The organism is Staphylococcus cohnii species complex 1663, from assembly GCF_041008415.1.
Taxonomy (GTDB): Bacteria; Bacillota; Bacilli; order Staphylococcales; family Staphylococcaceae; genus Staphylococcus; species Staphylococcus ureilyticus.
This window is the reverse complement of record NZ_JBFDVL010000002.1, coordinates 129,430-151,912: the sequence shown is the minus strand read 5'-3', so window position 1 is coordinate 151,912 and position 22,483 is coordinate 129,430. Positions and strand designations below refer to the sequence as shown.

19 protein-coding genes are annotated in these 22,483 nt (G+C 31.5%); 14 read left to right on the top strand and 5 right to left on the bottom strand.

The features are described from left to right. Positions 1-5: 5 nt before the first annotated feature. The 8 genes from recN to AB1J10_RS02610 all read left to right on the top strand — a co-directional run bounded on the left by recN (position 6) and on the right by AB1J10_RS02610 (position 9,526). Positions 6-1,685: a DNA repair protein RecN gene (gene recN / locus AB1J10_RS02645; RefSeq protein WP_064208921.1), complete on the top strand. Its 1,680-nt coding sequence runs from the start codon at positions 6-8 to the stop codon at positions 1,683-1,685. Between the two features lie 73 nt (positions 1,686-1,758). Next, positions 1,759-2,667 (top strand): phosphate acyltransferase, encoded by a 909-nt coding sequence (locus AB1J10_RS02640; RefSeq protein WP_064208922.1) that lies wholly within the window; start codon positions 1,759-1,761, stop codon positions 2,665-2,667. Positions 2,668-3,159: 492 nt separating this feature from the next. Further along, positions 3,160-4,581, top strand: coding sequence for a dihydrolipoyl dehydrogenase (lpdA, locus tag AB1J10_RS02635; RefSeq protein ID WP_070658613.1), 1,422 nt, complete (start codon positions 3,160-3,162; stop codon positions 4,579-4,581). A gap of 16 nt (positions 4,582-4,597) precedes the next feature. Continuing rightward, positions 4,598-5,596, top strand: coding sequence for a thiamine pyrophosphate-dependent dehydrogenase E1 component subunit alpha (locus AB1J10_RS02630; RefSeq protein WP_046208195.1), 999 nt, complete (start codon positions 4,598-4,600; stop codon positions 5,594-5,596). Beyond that, positions 5,589-6,572 carry an alpha-ketoacid dehydrogenase subunit beta gene (locus tag AB1J10_RS02625; RefSeq protein WP_046208196.1) on the top strand — a complete coding sequence of 328 codons (984 nt, stop codon included), beginning with the start codon at positions 5,589-5,591 and terminating at the stop codon, positions 6,570-6,572. The genes AB1J10_RS02630 and AB1J10_RS02625 overlap by 8 nt, the downstream gene beginning before the upstream one ends. 12 nt (positions 6,573-6,584) lie before the next feature. After that, positions 6,585-7,865: a dihydrolipoamide acetyltransferase family protein gene (locus tag AB1J10_RS02620; protein ID WP_064208924.1), complete on the top strand. Its 1,281-nt coding sequence runs from the start codon at positions 6,585-6,587 to the stop codon at positions 7,863-7,865. Between the two features lie 215 nt (positions 7,866-8,080). Beyond that, positions 8,081-8,518, top strand: a complete 438-nt coding sequence (gene brxB / locus AB1J10_RS02615) for a bacilliredoxin BrxB (protein ID WP_046208198.1) — start codon at positions 8,081-8,083, stop codon at positions 8,516-8,518. A gap of 12 nt (positions 8,519-8,530) precedes the next feature. Next, entirely contained in the window at positions 8,531-9,526 is a 996-nt protein-coding gene (locus AB1J10_RS02610; RefSeq protein WP_046208199.1) for an aromatic acid exporter family protein, read from the top strand. A 170-nt stretch (positions 9,527-9,696) separates the two neighbouring features. On the opposite strand, the gene prli42 is transcribed toward AB1J10_RS02610, so the two are convergent. Next, positions 9,697-9,795 (bottom strand): stressosome-associated protein Prli42, encoded by a 99-nt coding sequence (prli42, locus tag AB1J10_RS02605; RefSeq protein WP_150822912.1) that lies wholly within the window; start codon positions 9,793-9,795, stop codon positions 9,697-9,699. Positions 9,796-9,996: 201 nt separating this feature from the next. On the opposite strand from prli42, the gene AB1J10_RS02600 reads away from it, so the two are divergent. From AB1J10_RS02600 to AB1J10_RS02590, 3 genes are all read left to right on the top strand, one after another. After that, the gene (locus AB1J10_RS02600; RefSeq protein ID WP_107365943.1) at positions 9,997-11,136 is read left to right on the top strand and encodes a M20/M25/M40 family metallo-hydrolase; all 1,140 of its coding nucleotides are present in this window, start codon (positions 9,997-9,999) and stop codon (positions 11,134-11,136) included. A gap of 68 nt (positions 11,137-11,204) precedes the next feature. Beyond that, complete coding sequence (gene gndA / locus AB1J10_RS02595) at positions 11,205-12,614, top strand: NADP-dependent phosphogluconate dehydrogenase (protein ID WP_046208201.1); 1,410 nt, start codon at positions 11,205-11,207, stop codon at positions 12,612-12,614. Positions 12,615-13,162: 548 nt separating this feature from the next. After that, complete coding sequence (locus tag AB1J10_RS02590) at positions 13,163-14,812, top strand: glycoside hydrolase family 13 protein (protein WP_107365761.1); 1,650 nt, start codon at positions 13,163-13,165, stop codon at positions 14,810-14,812. Positions 14,813-14,930: 118 nt separating this feature from the next. Here AB1J10_RS02590 and AB1J10_RS02585 read toward each other — a convergent pair whose 3' ends face one another. Both AB1J10_RS02585 and zwf read right to left on the bottom strand, forming a co-directional pair. Then, positions 14,931-15,800 (bottom strand): AraC family transcriptional regulator, encoded by an 870-nt coding sequence (locus AB1J10_RS02585; RefSeq protein ID WP_046208203.1) that lies wholly within the window; start codon positions 15,798-15,800, stop codon positions 14,931-14,933. 288 nt (positions 15,801-16,088) lie between these two features. Beyond that, the gene (zwf, locus tag AB1J10_RS02580) at positions 16,089-17,573 is read right to left on the bottom strand and encodes a glucose-6-phosphate dehydrogenase (RefSeq protein WP_046208204.1); all 1,485 of its coding nucleotides are present in this window, start codon (positions 17,571-17,573) and stop codon (positions 16,089-16,091) included. 148 nt (positions 17,574-17,721) lie between these two features. Between zwf and rnz the strand changes: the two genes are divergently transcribed. Further along, positions 17,722-18,642 carry a ribonuclease Z gene (gene rnz, locus AB1J10_RS02575; protein WP_064208927.1) on the top strand — a complete coding sequence of 307 codons (921 nt, stop codon included), beginning with the start codon at positions 17,722-17,724 and terminating at the stop codon, positions 18,640-18,642. A gap of 132 nt (positions 18,643-18,774) precedes the next feature. Here the strand turns inward: rnz and proC are convergent, their stop codons facing one another. Next, a complete protein-coding gene (proC, locus tag AB1J10_RS02570; RefSeq protein ID WP_070658596.1) occupies positions 18,775-19,590 on the bottom strand; it encodes a pyrroline-5-carboxylate reductase in 816 nt (271 codons plus the stop codon). 145 nt (positions 19,591-19,735) lie between these two features. Between proC and AB1J10_RS02565 the strand changes: the two genes are divergently transcribed. After that, positions 19,736-20,494: an SDR family NAD(P)-dependent oxidoreductase gene (locus AB1J10_RS02565; protein ID WP_107365763.1), complete on the top strand. Its 759-nt coding sequence runs from the start codon at positions 19,736-19,738 to the stop codon at positions 20,492-20,494. Between the two features lie 260 nt (positions 20,495-20,754). Here the strand turns inward: AB1J10_RS02565 and AB1J10_RS02560 are convergent, their stop codons facing one another. Next, complete coding sequence (locus AB1J10_RS02560) at positions 20,755-21,669, bottom strand: aldo/keto reductase (RefSeq protein ID WP_046208208.1); 915 nt, start codon at positions 21,667-21,669, stop codon at positions 20,755-20,757. 190 nt (positions 21,670-21,859) lie between these two features. On the opposite strand from AB1J10_RS02560, the gene AB1J10_RS02555 reads away from it, so the two are divergent. Further along, positions 21,860-22,402 carry an NUDIX hydrolase gene (locus AB1J10_RS02555; protein ID WP_046208209.1) on the top strand — a complete coding sequence of 181 codons (543 nt, stop codon included), beginning with the start codon at positions 21,860-21,862 and terminating at the stop codon, positions 22,400-22,402. The last annotated feature ends 81 nt before the right edge of the window (positions 22,403-22,483 follow it).

The window sequence follows — 22,483 nt, the reverse complement described above, 5'->3', positions numbered from 1 at the left end:
TATAAATGCTACAAACCTTATCAATTAAACAATTCGCTATTATAGATGAATTAGAAGTAAACTTTGGTGATGGCTTAACTGTTTTGAGTGGCGAAACTGGTGCTGGTAAATCAATTATTATAGACGCGATTGGTCAGTTAATTGGTATGCGTGCTTCATCAAACTATGTGAGACATGGTGAAAAAAAAGCTGTTATTGAAGGAATTTTTGATATAGATAATAGTAAAGAAGCCATTTCAATACTTCATGATTTATCTATCGATATCGATGAAGACTTTTTATTAGTAAAAAGGGAAATATTTAGCTCAGGTAAGAGTATTTGTAGAGTTAATAATCAAACAGTTACTTTACAAGATTTGAGAAAAATAATGCAAGAATTATTAGATATACATGGGCAACATGAAACACAAACATTATTAAAGCAAAAATATCATTTACATTTATTAGATAATTATGCCGAAAATACATATAAATCACTGCTTGAATCGTATGTTGATACTTTTGATAAATACAGCGCTAAGAAAAAAGAATTAGCAGATTTAGAGTCAGCCGATCAAGCGTTATTACAACGGTTAGACTTGTTAAAATTTCAATATGAAGAATTACAAGAAGCGAATCTTATTGAAAACGAAGTCCCTCAACTTGAGAGCGATATCAAACGTATTCAAAATTCAGAAAGTCTCAGTTTAGCCTTAAACAATGCACACGTCACGTTGACAGATGAGCATGCCATTACAGATCGTTTATACGAATTGAGTAATCAGTTACAATCAATTAGTGAAATTTTACCTGATAAATATGATGAACTAAAAGAAGATGTCGACCAATTTTATTACACGCTTGAGGATGCTAAACATCAATTGTACGATGATTTAACGAATACAGAATTTGATGAACAATATTTAAATGAATTAGAATCTAGAATGAATTTATTAAATAGTTTAAAACGTAAATATGGTAAAGATGTTAATGAACTAATTATGTATCAAGATAAAATGGCTGACGAAATTAATAAGATTGAAAATTATGAAGAAAGTACTGCTCAATTACGTCAAGAAATCGATGATTTATATAAAAATGTTATGGAATTAGGAGAAAAGTTATCGCAAGAAAGAAGAAATGTTGCACAAACATTGCGTAATCACATTGTAGATGAAATTCAAAACCTTCAGATGAATGATGCTAATTTAGAAATTTCATTTAAACCTTTAGATAAACCGAACCGAGAAGGAATAGAATTTGTGGAATTTTTAATCAGTCCAAATAAAGGCGAACCCTTAAAGAGCTTAAATAAAATTGCTTCTGGAGGAGAATTATCAAGAATTATGTTAGCGCTAAAAACTATCTTTGTAAAAACAAGAGGCCAGACAGCAATTTTATTTGATGAAGTAGATTCTGGTGTATCTGGTAAAGCTGCTCAAAAGATGGCAGAGAAAATGAAAGGATTGGCTGAACACATACAAGTGATATGTATATCACATCTACCACAAGTTGCGTCCATGAGTGACCACCATTTATTTATTAGTAAAAATTCTAATGATGAACGAACAACAACACAAGTTAAAGAATTGACTGGAGAAGAACGTATTGATGAAGTAGCAAGAATGATTTCTGGTGCTACTGTGACAGAATTAACCAGACAAAATGCGAAAGAAATGATAGAGCAGAACCACAATTTAAAATAAAAATCTATATTCACTATTGTTAATACAAGTGCTAGCTGGGTTAGATAAATAATCAGTGAAGGATGTTGATTTTATGCGATTCCAACATTTAGTTGAACCATGTGAAACAATGAATGGAAATGTAGCCGTTTTATATGCAAATGACGAAAAAATGATATCAGTACTAGTTAAGGCTTTAAAATTAACTAACATAGATATTTTTATTTATGATACCCAAGACACTACGGAAATCATTCGTTCTTTTGATTTAGAACCTCAAATCTTAAACAGGATTCATGTGCTAACATTTTCAAGTGATTATCAATTACTTAAGCAATGCGCAGACGATTTATCGCAGGGTAAAGTAACTGTTTTAATGAAAGGAAAAATGAAAGCCACATCAATGATTTCTTTTATTTTAAGCAATAAAAATTTTATAGACCAATATGGATTTTTAAACCATGTCGCGTGTTTTAGTATACCTAATTACCATAAAACTTTAATGATTAGTGATGTAGCATATAATGTGGCACCATCGATAGAAGAAAAAAAGCAAATCATTAAAAATTTAACTACCCTTAGTAATACATTAGGTTACGATAAATTTAATATTGGATTATTATCTTCAGTCGAATATGCGTCTAAAAAGATACCATCATCTATTGATGCTGAAAAATTGAAAAATATTTTCAATCGAACTTCGGATGTATATGTAAAAGTAGATGGACCAATTCTATTTGATTATGCAATCAGTAAAAAAAGAGCGATTGAAAAAAATTACACATCAAATATTGCTGGTGATGTAGATGCACTTATCGTTTCAAATATAGATGTTGGGAGCGCTTTATTAAAATCTTTAACTCATTTTGGAAATGCTTCTGTTTCCAGTTTGTTACTCGGCGCAAAATTCCCAATTGTCTTCACGTCAAGGGCAGAAAGTAAGCAAAATAAGTTAAACTCCTTATTACTTGCTTTGAAAACACAAAATAAATTTAACCACTAAATAAATTTGAATTTTTACACTATTATTTAGGTTATTAATTTTATAATACTGAATTTTGATGTAAGATAGTAAAGGATATCAATTAATAGAAAATTTAATTGCTGTTGCACTTGTTTATGTAAAGTAAGTAACGATTTTCTATATAAGACTTATTGTAATAATAGTATCTATTCATATTTCATTATTTAAACATTTTACTGAAAGTATTCGTTTTTAAAAATTGGTGAAATGGAGTTATTTTAGTAAATTTCAAAACTTGTATTGAAATCACTTTTAAAATTCAAAGGTGATTTTATTCGTATGTTTAAATTAATTAACATTAAACAATTCAGTTTGTTAAATACTTTAAACTTGCTATACAATTCTTTTATCAATGTTCTTTCAAATAAATATTAAACTGTAAACTATAGATTGAATTTTAAATACTATACGAATTTAATGTTTAAATATGATTTTTGACATAATACTAAGATTGCAGTTAGGAGCAAAAATATGGCAGATGAAAAATATGATCTAGTAATTTTAGGTGGAGGAACAGCTGGGTATGTATCAGCAATAAGAGCATCTCAATTAGGTAAAAAAGTTGCGCTTGTAGAAAAGTCACTTTTAGGAGGTACTTGCCTACATAAAGGATGTATACCAACAAAAGCGCTCTTAAAATCCGCTGAAGTATTAAGAACAGTTACAAATTCAAGTGAATTTGGTGTAGATATTGATGCATTTAAGTTAAATTTTTCAAGAATGCAAACGCGTAAAAATGAAGTAGTCCAACAAATGTTTAACGGTGTTGAACAACTTATGAAACATAATAAAATAGATGTGTTTAATGGTATCGGACGAATATTAGGTCCATCTATTTTCTCACCTCAAAGTGGCACTATTTCAGTAGAATATGATGATGGTGAATCAGAATTAATTCCAAATAATAATGTATTAATTTGTACAGGATCATCTCCAATGCCCTTGCCTTTTTTATCTTTTGATGGCAACACTGTGTTATCTAGTGATGATATTTTGAAGTTAGATAAATTACCGCAAACACTTGCTATCATAGGAGGCGGAGTAATTGGTTTAGAATTTGCATCTTTAATGGTGGACTTAGGTGTAGAAGTTTCTGTTATCGAAGCAGGACCACGTATTTTGCCTACTGAAAGTAAATCAATAGCAAAAGCGTTGCAAAATGATTTAGAACAACGTGGCGTTAATTTTTATGTAGATGTCCAACTATCTGAAGAACATGTTTCTACTAAAGATAACAGTATTGAAATTCAAATCGAGGAAGAATTATTCGTTTTTGATAAATTATTAGTAGCCATAGGTCGTAAACCAAATACAACAGATATTGGATTAAACAACACAAAAATAAAACTGACGGATAAAGACCATATAGTCGTAAATGAATATCAACAAACAGAAGACAAACATATCTATGCTGCTGGAGATTGTATAGGTAAATTACAACTCGCACATGTTGGATCTAAAGAAGGCATAACAGCCATTGAGCATATGTTTGATGCTACACCAATCTCAGTAGACTATAATAAAATGCCAAAATGTGTCTATACACAACCAGAAGTTGCAAGTATTGGTCAAAATAAAGAATTAGCGAATGAGGAAGGATTCAAAACAAAAACATTTAAAGTTCCATTTAAGGCAATTGGAAAAGCAGTCATTGAAAATACAAAAAATTTGAATGGTTTTTGTGAAATTGTAATTGATCAAGAAAACGATAACGTCCTAGGTATAAATATGATTGGCCCCCACGTAACTGAGCTCATTAATGAATTATCATTATTTCAATTTATGAATGGTTCAACATTGGAATTAGGGTTAACTACACATGCACATCCGTCACTTTCAGAAGTGCTGATGGAATTAGGATTAAAAGTCGAAAATAGATCGATTCACGTTTAATTAAGGAGGATACAAAATGTTTGATTATAAATCAGTAGGTCTTGATACTTCTGAATTAAAATCTATGTATAAATGGATGGATTTAGGCCGAAAAATTGATGAGCGCATGTGGCTACTTAATCGTGCAGGTAAAATACCTTTTGTAATAAGCTGTCAGGGACAAGAAGCTACACAAATAGGTATGGCATTCGCAATGCAAGAAGGGGATATTTCATCACCTTATTATAGAGATCTTGCACTTGTTACATATTTAGGTATGACGCCACTTGATTCAATGTTAGCTGCTTTTGGTAAACGTGATGATATCAGTTCTGGCGGCAAACAAATGCCATCTCATTTTAGTAAAAAAGAAAAAGGAATTCTATCTCAAGGTTCACCAGTTGCTACACAAATATTACATGCAGTTGGTGCTGCACTAGCTTTAAAAATGGACAGTAAACAAAATATTGCAATAACTACTGTAGGTGAAGGAAGTTCTAACCAAGGAGATTTCCATGAAGGTTTAAACTTCGCTGGTGTACATAAATTACCTTTTATTTGCGTTATAGAAAATAATAAATATGCTATTTCTGTACCTGACTCATTGCAATATGGTGCTGAAAAATTATCTGATCGTGCTATTGGATATGGTATACATGGTGAACAAGTAGATGGCAATGATCCTATTGCAGTATATAAAGTTATGAAAGAGGCTCGTGAGCGTGCATTGAGTGGCGAAGGTTCAACTTTAATTGAAGCGATGTGTACACGTTTGACTGCGCATTCTTCTGATGATGATGATAAATATCGTTCACAAGAAGAACGTGAAGGATTAAAATCATTGGATTGTAATCAAAAATTCAAATCTTTCTTATTAGAAGAAGGAATTATTGATGAACAGTGGTTGGATGAAATAGAAAAAGAACATAAAGAAATTGTTAATCAAGCTACAAAAGAAGCTGAAAAAGCACCTTATCCATCACCAGAAGAAACTTACACACATGTCTACGAAGAAGGGAGCTTAAATAATGGCTAAATTATCTTATTTAGAAGCGATTCATCAAGGTCTAGACCAAGCAATGGAAAAAGACAATGATGTTTTTGTATTGGGTGAAGATGTAGGTAAAAAAGGTGGCGTCTTTGGTGTTACTCTAGGATTACAACAAAAATATGGGGAAGCACGTGTGTTAGACACGCCATTAGCTGAATCTAACATTGTGGGAACTGGTATAGGAGCAGCAATGATGGGTAAAAGACCAGTGGCAGAAATACAATTTGCAGAATACATTTTACCTGCTACCAACCAAATTATGAGTGAAGCTGCTAAGATGAGATATCGCTCAAATAATGATTGGCACTGTCCATTAACCATTCGTTCTCCATTTGGCGGTGGAATTCATGGCGCTTTATACCATTCTCAAAGTGTAGAATCTATTTTTGCATCAACACCTGGTCTAACAATAGTCATACCTTCTTCACCTTATGATGCAAAGGGGCTATTACTTGCTTCAATCGAATCTAATGACCCAGTCCTATACTTTGAACATAAAAAAGCATATCGTTTATTAAAAGAAGAAGTACCTGAGTCATATTATACGGTGCCAATTGGTAAAGCTGATGTAAAACGTGAAGGAGATGACATTACAGTATTTACCTATGGCTTATGTGTCAATTATTGTATACAAGCTGCTGATATGTTAATGGAAGAAGGCATCAATGTTGAAGTTGTAGATTTACGTACCGTGTATCCATTAGATAAAGATACAATTATTGAACGCGCGAAACAAACAGGTAAAATATTATTAGTTACTGAGGATAATTTAGAAGGAAGTATTATTTCTGAAGTAGCCGCTATTATTTCAGAAAACTGTTTATTTGACCTTGATGCACCGATTATGAGACTTGCCGGGCCAGATGTTCCATCAATGCCATTTGCACCGACGCTTGAAGATGAGTTTATGATAAATCCAGAAAAAATAAAAAACAAAATGCGTGAACTCGCAGAATTTTAAGGAGGCACAACCATGGAAATTAAAATGCCTAAACTCGGTGAAAGTGTACATGAAGGAACAATTGAACAATGGCTTGTTTCAGTAGGCGATAAAATAGAAGAATATGACCCACTTTGTGAAGTCATAACTGATAAAGTTACAGCAGAAGTGCCATCATCATTTGCAGGTACAATCCGTGAAATTATTGTGGAGGAAGGTACAACAGTTGAAGTAGGTGAAGTAATTTGTTACTTAGATACTGAAGAAGATGTATCAGATGAAAATACCGATAACGGTGCTACAAATGACCAACCTGAAGATGTAAAAGAAACATCACAAACTCAAGAGAGTAACTCAAATGTAAACAATAGCGAAAACGCTGCAGCTGATCAGCGCCCTCAAAATAATGGACGTTTTTCACCTGTAGTATTTAAACTAGCGTCTGAACATCAAATTGACCTTTCACAAGTTAAAGGAACTGGCTTTGAAGGAAGAGTAACTAAAAAGGACATAGAGAAAGCAATCAAAGAAGGTACCCATAAATTAGGTTCAGAAATCATCGCGCCTAAAGACTCACCTAAAGTCAATAAGCAAGTGCAATATAATGAACCCTCTCCGGGTTCAGCAATACCAGTAAATGGCGTTCGTAAGCAAATTGCTGAAAATATGGTCAACAGTGTTAATGAAATCCCACATGCTTGGATGATGGTAGAGGCAGATGCTACAAATCTAGTTAAAACAAGAAATTATCATAAAAATAGTTTTAAAGAAAATGAAGGTTATAACCTTACTTATTTTGCATTCTTTGTAAAAGCAGTAGCAGAAGGCTTAAAAGCATATCCTTTACTAAATAGCAGCTGGCAAAATTCTGAAATAGTAATGCATAAAGATGTTAATATTTCAATTGCAGTAGCTGATGAAGAGAAATTATATGTTCCAGTAATCAAAAATGCTGATGAAAAATCTTTAAAAGGCATTGCTAGAGAAATTAATGATTTAGCTCAAAAAGCACGTAATAAAAAATTAAGATCTGAAGATATGCAAGGTGGTACTTTTACAGTCAATAATACTGGTACATTTGGTTCAGTATCATCTATGGGAATTATCAATCACCCTGAAGCAGCAATACTTCAAATTGAATCTATTATCAAAAAACCTGTCGTTATTGATGATATGATTGCAATTAGACATATGGTTAATTTATGTATTTCTATCGACCATCGTATATTAGATGGCTTGCAAGCAGGTAGATTTATGAATTTCGTCAAAACGAGAATCGAGCAATATTCTATAGAAAACACAAGCATTTATTAGTTTTGTAATATCGGTAAATACTATTAAATGTGATAAATAGTAAGTTAGAAATCAAATTTCATTATTTTGATTTCTAACTTTTTTATTTTAAAAACTTTATTACTGAAGGTTCCATGATGAACGAACTTGTTGTCAGATTAAACACACATGTTGAACTATTGTCTATATATTAGTAAAATGAAATTAATAAATTGATAACGAAAGGTGATTTGAATATGGATTTAAATTTTGATTTATATATGAATGATGTAGTAAGCCAAGCAAGAAATGAAATCGAAGAAGCAGGTTATGAACAATTAACGACAGCTGATGAAGTTGATAAAGTCTTAAATCAAGAAGGCACATCACTAGTAATGGTTAACTCAGTTTGTGGTTGTGCCGGTGGTATTGCTAGACCAGCAGCTACGCATGCATTACATTATGATAAATTACCAGACAGACTTGTAACAGTGTTTGCTGGACAAGATAAAGAAGCAACTCAACAAGCAAGAGATTATTTTAAAGGATATGCACCATCAAGCCCATCATTTGCATTAATAAAAAATGGTGAAATCACACAAATGATAGAACGCCATCAAATCGAAGGCCACGATGTGATGGATGTTATTAATCAATTACAAAATTTATTTGATACTTATTGTGATGAAAGATAGAGGTTAACATCGATGATGCGATTAAATCCATATCGAATCGGATTTAGAACAATTAAAACTGCTGTAGGTATGGCACTAGGAATTATCATTGCTAAATTAATGGGGTTAGATAATTTTGCTTCTAGTGCCATTTTAGTGGTGCTTTGTATTAAACATACAAAAGTGCATTCACTACAAGCGATAATATCTAGATTTGTCTCTTGTATATTAATCCTTGTGATTGGCTCAATAGCTTTCAGTTATTTTGGTCAAAGTGCGATTATTTTAGGTGTGATCGTACTTTTATTTATACCGCTCACTGTTGTTTTTAAAGTACAAGAGGGAGTAGTTACAAGTTGTGTTATTTTGCTGCATGTATTTAATGCTAAAGTCATTGACATACACTTGTTTATCAATGAAATTTTATTGTTAATCGTTGGTCTTGGTATTGCATTTTTAATGAATTTAATCATGCCTAGTTTAGACTTTAAACTAAAACAATATAAAGAGGAAATAGAAAATCAATTCACAAAAATCTTTGAAACATTCAGTACTACTTGCAAAGCACCTAACCCTTCTTTAGATATGTCCTTCAATCAATTACAACTTACGATACAAAAAGCAAAATCAATTGCATTTAGAGATGTTAAAAATCATTTTGTACGTAATGAAAATTCTTACTATCATTATTTTGATATGAGAGAAGCACAGTTAGAATTATTAGAAAGAATGTCTAAAATGATACAAAACATTGAAACAAAAGACACGTTATTAGATAAAATCAGTAGTTTGTTTTTAGAGGTAGCTCAAAACGTAAATAGTAATGATTATACTGCTTTACGCTTGCATTCTCTTTATGAAATCAAATTAGAGTTAGATCAATTAGAGTTACCAAACTCACATGCTTCTTTCAGAACTAGAGCAAGCATTAAACAATTACTCAATGAATTAGAAGAATATTTAGAAGTTAAATCACAATTCGGATCCTTAAAATTACATAAAGATACAAAATCAACAATTTTTTCATAATACGAATAAATAATAATCACCTTGACCTAGGTAAAAGAAATGGCGCACTCACTTTCTTTTACCTAGGTCATTTTAATGTAAAAAAGCACAAAAAATGTACCATAAAGCAATATAATTTACACCGCTAAATGATACATGACACAATTTTAATTAATATTTATTTTCATTTTTTAATTTGTTAAAGGAACTATACTCGTCAAGATTAATGCAAGTACGACTGCTATCAACATAACTACAATTATAAATCTAAGCACTTTATTGTTATTCAAACTTAATTCCTCCAAAATATATCAAATGCGTTTTAAAAAGCAATATTGTACTGTGACTCATCCACAATATTTCAAGTCACTACTATTTTATCAATGTATATTATAACATAACTAGACGAATACGTATAAACATATTTGTTTTGCTAAGCTTTAAACTTATGTAAACTAAAATAAATTGTGATTATAGAAAAGGGGATTTATATGATAAATAAACAACGTCTATTAGAGACATTTTTAGAACTCGTTCAAATTGATTCTGAAAGTGGCAATGAACAGGATATCCAATACCATCTTAAAAAAATAATGGAACAGCAAAATATAGATATCTATGAAGATAAAGCCAGTATTCAAAATGATACTTTAGGTGCGAATAATTTAATTTGCACCTTAAAGGCAACGCCCAATTATGAACATCTTGAAAAAATATATTTCACAAGTCATATGGATACAGTTGTACCAGGTCAAAAAATCACACCAACTGTAAAAGATGATGGATACATATACTCAGATGGAACTACGATTTTAGGTGCAGATGATAAGGCTGGCTTAGCAGCTATTATAGAATTTATCCATGTTATTAATGAACAACATTTGCCTCATGGTCAAATTCAATTTATTTTGACTGTTGGTGAAGAAATTGGCTTAGAGGGGGCGAAAGCAATAGATAAAACTTTACTAGATGCGAGTTATGGGTTTGCAATTGATGCAAGTGTTCCAGTTGGCACAACTGTAGTTGGTGCGCCAACTCAAATGAAACTGAATGCGACTATATTTGGAAAAACAGCGCACGCCAGTACACCTAACCATGGTATAAGCGCAATCAATGTAGCTGCAAAGGCAATTAGTGAAATGAACTTAGGTCGAATAGATGACTATACCACTGCAAATATTGGTCGTTTTGAAGGTGGTTCTGCTACCAATATTGTGGCAGAAAAAGTAACATTAAATGCAGAAGCACGTTCACATTCAGAAGAAAGTATCGTCAGACAAGTCAATCATATGAAATCTGTTTTTGAAACAACAGCAAAAAGGTATCATTGTCATGCCGAAGTAGAAATCATCAAAAGTTATCCAGGATTTAAAATTTCTGATGATGCAGCGGTAACTTCTATAGCAAAATCTAGCGCTTTAGCTTTAGGTTTAGAAGCAAATACTGTCATTGCTGGTGGTGGATCAGATGGTAATATAATAAATCAACTTGGAATACCTACAGTCATTTTAGGTGTAGGTTATGAAAACATTCACACTACAGAAGAAAGAATTTCAATTGAATCTTTAAATCAGTTAGCTAGTCAACTTTTAAGTATTAACGACGTGCTTATTAAACAATCTATAAACTGATTAAGTGAATATAAAGATACCTTTGTGATACAATATACTAGAAAACTTTAATAAGAGAGGTTAGTTAAATGACACAACAAATAGGTGTAGTAGGTTTAGCCGTAATGGGTAAAAACCTTGCTTGGAATATTGAATCACGTGGATACAGCGTATCAGTTTTTAACCGTTCTTCAGAAAAAACAGATGAAATGGTAAAAGAATCTGAAGGAAAAAACATACATCCAACATATTCAATGGAAGAATTTGTAAATTCCTTAGAAAAACCCCGTAAAATACTACTAATGGTAAAAGCAGGAACAGCTACAGATGCAACAATTGATACGCTTTTACCATTATTAGATGATGATGATATTTTAATTGATGGTGGAAATACTAATTATCAAGATACAATCAGACGAAACAAAGCACTCGCTGAAAGTGGTGTTAATTTCATTGGTATGGGTGTATCTGGTGGTGAAGTTGGTGCATTAACAGGACCTTCACTTATGCCTGGTGGACAAGAAGCAGCTTTTAATAAAGTGAGTCATATATTAGAAGCTATATCAGCAAAAGCAAAAGACGGCGCACCATGTGTAGCCTATATCGGACCAAATGGTGCCGGACATTACGTTAAAATGGTCCATAATGGTATAGAATATGCTGACATGCAGTTAATTGCAGAAAGTTATGCAATGATGAAAGACTTACTAGGTATGTCACATGAAGATATCGCTCAAACATTTAAGGATTGGAATGCTGGGGAATTATCAAGTTATTTAATAGAAATAACTGGTGATATTTTCAATAAATTAGATGATGAAACAAATGGACCATTAGTTGAACAAATACTAGATACAGCCGGCCAAAAAGGTACTGGTAAATGGACATCTATCAATGCTTTAGAACTAGGAATACCTTTAACAATAATCACTGAATCTGTATTTGCTCGTTTTATTTCTTCAATTAAAGAAGAACGTGTAAATGCTTCTAAACAATTAAATGGACCTAGTGCTAAATTTGAGGGTGATAAAGAAGCATTCCTTGAAAAAATCCGCAAAGCACTTTATATGAGTAAAATCTGTTCTTACGCGCAAGGTTTTGCTCAAATGAGAAAAGCTAGTGAAGACCATGCATGGAATCTTCAATTAGGTGAGCTTGCTATGATCTGGCGTGAAGGTTGTATAATCCGTGCGCAATTCTTACAAAAAATTAAAGAAGCGTATGATAATGATAGTGAATTACAAAACTTACTATTAGATCCTTATTTCAAAGACATCGTTACAAATTATCAAGATGCTTTACGTGACGTTGTAGCAACAGGCGTACAAAATGGCGTACCAACACCTGGTTTTTCTGCAAGTATTAACTATTATGACAGTTATCGTTCAGAAAATTTACCAGCTAACTTAATCCAAGCACAACGCGATTATTTTGGTGCACACACATATGAGCGTAAAGACCGTTCTGGTATTTTCCATACACAGTGGATTGATGAATAATTTAGATGTTTTATAACATTCATGTTCTAATATAATTATCTCAGATGGAACTGAAAAATTACCAAAAACATAAGTAATTCTAGCTAAAGAGTGTTAATTTTCATTAAAATTAACGATGGATTGACCTCAATTAGTGAAGATCATAATAAAAACACTTTCGCTAAATTCATAATATAAAATGAATTTATACGGAAGTGTTTTTTCTATAAATAAAATTACTTATTCAATCGAATTTAAAAATAAAGTTATTGTTTAGCTGATTTTTAAAAATGAAATCTATATGTATAAACTAAATATCTTTTTTATATCATACCTGTTTCATTTGGAAGCGATTACGCTAAACTTTTGACTTTTATACATACATTAATTAACCTAATAATATATGTAATTAATTCTTTTATATTTAATATTGTATTAACCTATAACAATGAAATATTCGCTACTGCTTGTCATGCAAATATTTTATGACAATACAACTCATAGGTAACACTTCAAATATTAATAATGAACGGATTTAACGAATTCAATACTTTTGAAGGGGGATTTATATGAACAGGGAATGGTGGAAAGAAGCAATCGCTTACCAGGTTTATCCAAGAAGCTTTAATGATACAAATAACGATGGTATCGGAGATTTAAAAGGTGTGATAGAAAAATTAGATTACTTAGATGATTTAGGCATCGATGTTATTTGGCTTAGCCCAATGTATAAATCTCCAAATGATGATAATGGTTATGACATTAGCGACTATAAAGATATTATGGATGAGTTTGGTACTATGGAAGATTTTGATCAATTACTATATGAAGTACATCAAAGAGATATGAAATTAATATTAGATTTAGTCGTAAACCATACATCAGATGAACATCAGTGGTTTATAGAATCAAAATCAAGTAAAGATAATCCTAAACGTGACTGGTATATCTGGAGAGATCCGAAACCAGATGGTTCAGAGCCAAATAATTGGGAAAGTATATTTAATGGATCTACATGGGAATTTGATGAACATACAGGTCAATATTATTTTCATTTATTCAGTAAAAAACAACCAGATTTAAACTGGGAAAATAAAGAAGTAAGAAATGCTATTTTTGAAATGATGAATTGGTGGTTTAATAAAGGTATAGATGGTTTTAGAGTAGATGCAATAACACATATTAAAAAAACATTTGAAGCTGGTGACTTAAAACTACCAGAAGGAAAAGATTATGCGCCAGCATTTGAAGTGGATATGAATCAACCTGGCATACAAACTTGGTTACAAGAAATGAAGGATAAATCTTTAAATCATTATGATATTATGACTGTAGGGGAAGCAAACGGCGTCAGTCCAGATAATGCTGAACCATGGGTAGGTGAGTCAACTGGTAAGTTCAATATGATTTTTCAATTCGAACATTTAAGTTTATGGAATTCAGGTGATGTTAAATTTGATGTCAATGCCTATAAAAATGTGTTAAATGAATGGCAAAAAAAACTTGAAAATGTTGGTTGGAATGCATTATTTATTGAAAATCATGATCAGCCAAGACGTGTATCAACTTGGGGAGATGATTCGCATTATTGGTTTGAATCTGCTACAAGTCATGCAGTCGTTTATTTTTTACAACAAGGTACACCCTTTATCTATCAAGGGCAAGAAATTGGTATGACCAATTATCCATTTGATGATATTACAACTTTTAATGATGTTGCAGTAGTCAATGAATACCAAATTGTCAAACAGCAGGGTGGCGACGTATCCAAACTTTTAGATAAACATAAAAAAGAAAATAGAGATAATTCACGAACGCCTATGCAGTGGAATAATTCTAACTTTGCAGGATTTTCAGACGTAGCGCCTTGGTTCCCTGTAAATCCAAACTATAAAACGATTAATGTTGCACAACAACAACAAGACCCAAATTCAATATTAAATTTCTATAAAGCTTTAATAAAATTAAAAAAATCTCAAGATATTTTTACATATGGAACGTTTAATCTAGTTGATTCAGAAAATAGTCAAGTATTTGCATATACACGAGAATTAGATGGTCAAAGTGTACTAATTGTTGGTAATTTAACAAATCAAGAAGCTAAATTATACTTTGATATGAACGTGATAGAAGAAAATATCTTACTACACAACTATAAAAACAATACTATTGATTTTGAAAATATCCAACCATACGAAGCATTTGTAATTAAATTATAAAACATTTTCGATTTACCACATTAAATAGTATTACAAACGCAAAAATAGCGAGTAAGCAACTCAATTAACAATAAGTTTGCTTACTCGCTTTTTGTTATTTAAGCATTTTTGTGTATTGTTATTCAAGTATGTCATATTGCTCTTGATCAACAGGCATCCATAATTGAACTTTAGTGAATGGATCATCGAATGAAATATCAAATGGATAAACTTCAACGTACAAACTATTATGTTCATAGGGTAAAGTCATCTGCAGGCTAGTCTCAATATAATACCAAGCTTCATTGACGACATAATCCATCTCACCTTGCAAATTAAATTTAGCATATTGTCTTTCAGGTAAGTAACGACTTTCTAGATGAGCTGGGTATCTTTCACTTGGCACGCCAACAAAAATTTCCATACCATGATCAAGTGGACAATTAACCACAAATAGCTCATGTGGACTCGTATCATTATATCGTTGTAATTCCTTAACTTTATCGTCAATTAATAAATCTTCTAAAAAATCAGGCACTTTAAATGGGTTGTCAATCTCGTCTGAATTCAAAAATTTAGCATAACCCACTAAAGATAAGCCTTGTGTATCTTCTAAACGATACGTATAAGGCGCACGTTCTGTAGTAGTAAGTTTAATATAAAGTCTTGGTTGCATTTTTAAATCGTCTCGTTTTGTATTGACTTGAATAGGAGAAACACCATGAAAATCACTAAAATCATTAGCAAAATCATTAGCATCTTTATAGCTATACTTTTTTGCAACATCTACCAAGCGAGCTGAACCACTTAAAATGTCTTGAGCAGCTAAAGTCAATCTTCTTGACCTTGCATATTCTGTTGGCGATTGACCTACAATCATTTTAAATGATTGATCAATATGAAATGGTGAAAGACCAACGTAATCACTAAGTGCTTGCAAATGTAAAGGTTCTAGCAAATGATCTTCAATATATACAATTGCCTGTTGGATTTGCTTGATAACGTCCAAAACTTTCACTCCTAAATTATAACTAAATACAATTAAATATGTACCTCGTTACTTTTCTATACACTATGTTATGAATCATTGTTGATTAGTTCTATTTTACATCATTTTTATATGACTTACATCTCAAAAATATTAAATAGGGTAAAATGTAAACAATCTAAAATTGTATATTCATAGTTTAATCAATAGTCTAAATCATAACACAAATAGGGTATAATAAAAAAGCAACAACACAAGCATAAATAGAAACTTGTATCATTGCCTTATTTTTAATTAGTTACATATTAACTAATGAATATCGTCCCACCAATGGAAACCATCTCTACTTAATAGTAAATCACTTGCTAATGGACCATTTGTTCCAGCTGTATAATTAGGGAATTCAGGTTCATTTTGGTTCCATTCTTCTTGAATTGCATCAACGAATTTCCAAGTTGATTTTAATTCTTCCCAATGTGTAAAGTTAGTTGCATCTCCATTTAAACAGTCAAATAATAAATTTTCATAAGCATCAACCGTATTCATTTTATCTTGCGCGCTCATTGCGTACGATAGTTGCACTGGCTCAGTTTCAATGCCTTGTACATTCTTTTTAGCATTTAAGTGTAAGGAGACACCCTCATTTGGTTGTATGTTAATAACTAGGAGGTTGGAATCTAATTTTTTATCTGTTTTATAGTATAGGTTCATAGGGACTTCTTTGAATTCGACAACTACTTGAATCGTTTTACTTTTCATTCGTTTACCAGTTCTTATATAGAACGGTACACCAGCCCATCTAAAATTATCAATCGTTAGTTTACCTGAAACAAAAGTTGGTGTGGTAGAATTTTCTGCTACACGATCTTCATCTCTATAACGTTTTACTTGCTGACCTTCAATGACACCTTCATCATATTGACCACGAACAAAATTTTGCCGAACTTCTTCTGGTTCTAATTTACGTAAAGATTTTAAAGCTTTAACTTTTTCTGCTCTGATATCTTCACTATTTAAACTAATAGGTGCTTCCATTGCGAGTAAGGCAACCATTTGTAACATATGGTTTTGAACCATATCTTTTAATGCGCCGCTAGATTCGTAGTAGCCACCTCTGTCTTCAACACCAAGCACTTCCGATGAAGTAACTTGAATGTTAGAAATGTATTTGTTATTCCACAATGGTTCGAACATTGCGTTGGCAAAACGTAATACCTCAATATTTTGAACCATATCTTTGCCTAGATAATGATCGATACGGTATATTTCTTCTTCTTTAAATGAACGACGTAATTGTTCATTTAATTTTTCGGCAGATTCTAAATCTGAGCCGAATGGTTTTTCAATTACTAGGCGTTTAAAACCTGTTGTATCTGTTAATCCAGAAGATTTTAAATAGTCAGATATAACACCAAAGAAATTTGGAGCCATAGCTAAATAAAAGAGTCTATTACCTTGCAATTGGAAATCATGATCTAATTTATTACTGAATTCTAATAGTGATTGATAACTCGCTTCATCACTTACATCGTGTTTATGATAAAATACGTGTTCCATAAATTTATCTAAGTGTTTAGTATCTTTAACGTGTTCTTGAATTGACGACTTCACTTGACTACGGAAATCATCGTTTGTTAAATCTCTTCTACCAATTCCAACGATTGCAATGTGCTCATTCAAATTTTCTTGTTGGTATAAATGGAATAATGATGGAAATAATTTTCTGTGACTAAGATCACCAGTTGCTCCAAAAATAGTAATTAAGCATGGGATATCTTTATTTCTAGTATTCAAGATCAAAACCTCAATTCTTTATTAAATCTGTATTTATTATAGACCAATATACCAGTATCTTCCCACAATTTTGCTTGTAATATCATATTTTATTATATTTTTAATACTTTTATATGATAAAATATGAACAAGAAGAGGAGGCATATGCATGGAAATTACGTTTTTTGGGACAAGTGCTGGTCTGCCAACTAAAGAAAGAAATACGCAAGCGATTGCATTAAATTTGGAACCATACTCTAACAGCATATGGCTTTTTGATGTTGGTGAGGGCACACAGCATCAAATATTACATCATTCAATTAAATTAGGTAAAGTTGATCACATTTTTATCACGCATATGCACGGAGATCATATATTTGGCTTACCTGGCTTGCTAACAAGCCGATCTTTCCAAGGAGGTGAAGGTAAACCGCTTACGATTATTGGTCCCAAAGGTATTAAATCATATATAGAAACAACTTTAACTTTATCAGAATCAAAATTAAATTATCCTATTACCTATATTGAGATTGAGGAACAATTGTCCTATCAACACAATGGATTTAATGTTGAAGCACATATGTTAAATCATGGTATTCCTTCATTTGGATATAGAGTGGAAGCACCATATAAATCTGGTAAAATAAATGTTGAAGCACTTAGAAGCATCGGATTAGAACCCGGCCCTAAATATCAAGATGTAAAAAACAATGAAACATTTGAATATAAAGGTGAAATCTACAACTCCAAGGACTTTAAAGACGACGCAGTTAAAGGTCCAGTAGTAGCAATATTTGGAGACACTATGCCTTGTAAAAACGAATTATTAATTGCACGTGATGCAAATATCATGGTACATGAAAGTACATATATAGAAGGAGATAAATCATTGGCTAATAGTTATCACCATAGTCATATTGATGATGTTTTTGAATTGATAAGAGAAGCCAATGTCGACTACAGTTTAATCACACATATCAGTAATCGTTATACTAAAGAAGAAGTATGTGAAATTAGTAAATCACTTAAACTTTTAAGTGATACACCACCATTTAATTTTGTTAATGACTTTGATGCTTGGCAATTTTAAAAATGAAAAGTGGGGCAGTTATCTAAAAATTGATGTATTCCAAAACGAGTCTTAATAATAAACTTTGGAAGTATTTTACAATTTAGATTACTGTCCCACTTATCTATAATAATTTAATTTTTTTAAAAGATATTAATCATTGTCTTGGTTGGATAATTCAATACTTCTATTAACTGCAGAACGTAAACAATCTTCGAATATAGCCTCTATATCATAATCTGCAAGTGCATTAAGTCCTGCTTGTGTTGTACCACCTTTAGAAGTGATATTTTTTCTTAACTGCTCCATACTCAATTCTGAACGTTCTATCATTTTACTCGTTCCTATAATTAAATTCCGAATCGATTCTTCTACTTGTGATTTTTCTAAACCTAAACGTGTACCTGCTGTAACATATTGCTCAAAGACATGGTATAAAAATGCTGGACCGCTTCCAGTAATCGCTGTTACTTGATGTAAATTATCTTCTGAAACTTCTATTGCAGAACCAAATGCATTTATTAAACTATCAACTTCTTCTTTTGATTTAGCGCCAAAATTATTGGAAAAGCTAATGCCAGTAACTGAATGTCCGACATGTGCATTTGTGTTTGGCATGATACGCGCAATTGGATTATTAGAAGCCAATTTTTCACGAATATAGCTAATCGGTAAACCAGCCATAATAGAAATGAATTTATTCTTTTCTGCAATATATGGTTTGATACGGTCTGCTAACTCATCAAAATCATATGGTTTCGTTCCTAAGAATACATAATCTGCATCTTCTAACAATGCCGCATCATCATAGCTATAGTTCACACCTAACTCGTCAGCATATTCTTTTAATGCAACTTCATTCGAACGATTCGTTAAATAAATATTTTTAGAATCAATCACTTTTGAACTAACGATACCTGTAAAAATTGCATGCGCCATATTTCCGGCACCATAAAATACTAGTTTCATGTGAAGACTTCACTTCCTCTTTGCTTTTTATGTTTCCATACTAACATAGTTTTAAATTATGGCTAAGAATTTTTAAAGATCTATAGTAAAATATCATTTACACTCATATACTTAAACTATGAATTTAAAGCTAGGAGAATTTACTATGATAGGTAAACATTTTATATTAACAGGTGGTACAAGTGGATTAGGAAAAGCCATATTAAAAACATTATTAACTAAAAAAGTACATGTTACGGTACTTGCACGAAATCCAGAGAAATTAAAACAATTTAAAACACAATATAACACAGAACATCTTAATATCATTAAATGTGATTTACAATCACAACAGGAAATCATGGATTTAAAAAATTACTTTCAACACCAAACGATTGATGGACTCATCTATTGTTCTGGTCTTGGGTATTTTAAATCCATTGAAGACCATACATCTGTTGAAATGTTTGAAACATATAAGTTGAATGTATTGCATTTTAATCTATTAATGAAAGTTGTACAACCGGCTTTCTCTAAAAATCCAATTATCGTTGGTATAGGTAGTCAAGCTGCCTTTATAAGCCAAGGTTATGCTGCACATTATGGTGCAAGTAAAGCGGCTTTCAATCAATTATTAAATGCACTGCGCATTGAAAAACCAAATTATCATATTATGACAGTTAATACAGGGCCAATAGCGACGCCATTCCATGAAAAAGCAGATCCATCAATGAAATTTGCTAAAAAATACAGAGATATAATGCTTAATCCCGAAAAACTAGCAAACCAAATTATCGAAGGTATAATTAGGCAAAAATTAGAAATTAATCAACCTAGATGGATGCATAATTTACTAAAAATTTATCAATTAATGCCACGCTTTATAGAAAAAAACCTCACTTCATTATTTAAAAACAAAAGGTAACGCTACTTCAAAAATGAGAAATTGTCATTTTGACAATAGCATTAAAATAGAAGATAGCAATAATGGTGTTACGGATAATTAAGCTTTTAATATAAAAACGTCAATTTCTATAAAATCACAATAGAAATTGACGTTTTGGCTTTGATTGAAGTTATTTATTTTTTAGCTTTCGGTCTTAGAAACAACCTCGTTTATACAATTAAAACTTTAATATTTTCAATTTTTCGCATACATACATATTGGAAACAAGTAAAAGAGATTTATTTTAAATGTTGGGTATACTCTAAATTTTTCACACGCTCTTGTGCTGCTTTTAAAGCTTCTAAACTTATGTCTTTTGAACGTTGATAATTTTTTACATTTTCATCAAGTTGATCTGTACTACTTGCACCAACAATGATAGAACCTAAAGCATCATGAGACGTTAAATAATTAAACGTAAGTGCAGTTAAATTACTTTCTATTTCTTTTATGGATGCAATTGTTTCGCCGAGTTCTTGATAAGTATAGTCAAAAATACCTTCACTGAATTTTGAATCTAACACATTATTACTTTTAGCAGTTAATAATCCTTTAAACACTGGACCGCGAGCTAATACTTTAACTTTTTTAGCATGTACATCATCTAAAAGTTGTTCCGGTCTGTTATCAATTAAATTAAATTGAGACATTAGCGTTTCGATATCGCTATGTTTTAAATAGTAATCGATTACGTTAGGTCTTATTGAGGAGATACCGTAAGCACGGATAATACCTTCTTTCTTTAATTCATCGAAAGCGCTAATCGTTTCATCTATAGGATCATCAATTGTACCACCATGTAGCTGATATAAATCTAAATGATCTAAACCAAGTCTTTTCAATGAGCCTTTCACTGCTTCTTTAATATAAGATTTAGAAGGATCCCATGTTGTAGACCCATCTTCCGTTAAACGATTTCCTACTTTTGTGCCAATGATTATATCATCTCTATTTTGGTATTTCTTTAAAGTCTCACCAACGATTGTCTCATTTACACCTTTGTCATACATATCAGCTGTATCAAAATAAGTGATACCATGTTCAATTGCACGTTCTATGATAGGCTCTGCTTGCTTTTTATTTGTCCCAAGACTCATACAGCCTAAACCTAACTCTGAAATTTCTATACCGCTTTTCAAAACATTTTTTTGCATGTTTTATCTCCTTTCGATACACTTGGATAATAGGGCGTAGACGTAATAAAGTAAGTTGGATTTTTCAATATTAACTATCTATACAAAACAAAAATCAAACTCAAATGTGTTCATTCGCTATTCCCATAATAATAACTAATGAGTACATCTTAACAATATCTTAAACCAATTAAAAGGACAGTGATTATTTATGAACCTATTTGAAAAGACATTACATAGCGCTTCTATTTATAAAGGAGCAATCATAGATTTAGAAGTCCACGATGTTGAACTACCCGATGGACAAACTTCTAAACGTGAATTAATATACCACAACGGTGCTGTCGCTGTTTGTCCAATTACACCTGATAATAAAGTGATATTAGTGAAACAATTTCGTAAAGCTTGCGAAAAACCACTATTAGAAATACCAGCAGGTAAATTAGAAAAAGACGAAGAACGTATATCCGCAGCTAAGCGTGAACTTGAGGAAGAAACTGGTTATATTGCAGATGAATTAGAACATATTACTGAAATGTATGGTTCACCTGGTTTCTCAAACGAAAAAATATCAATTTATATGGCAAAAAATTTAACAAAAGGTGAAATGCATTTAGATGAAGATGAATTTTTAGAAATAGCATATTTTGATATAAATGAAATTAAAACATTATTAGATAATAAAGAATTGGAAGATGCAAAAACCATTATTGCTTTACAACATTTACTACTTAATTATAATCATTATAAATAAGAGGCGAGAATACTTGCGAATTTTATCAATTATTGGTATTTTAAATATATATATCATAACTAAATTAAAATGATTATAATT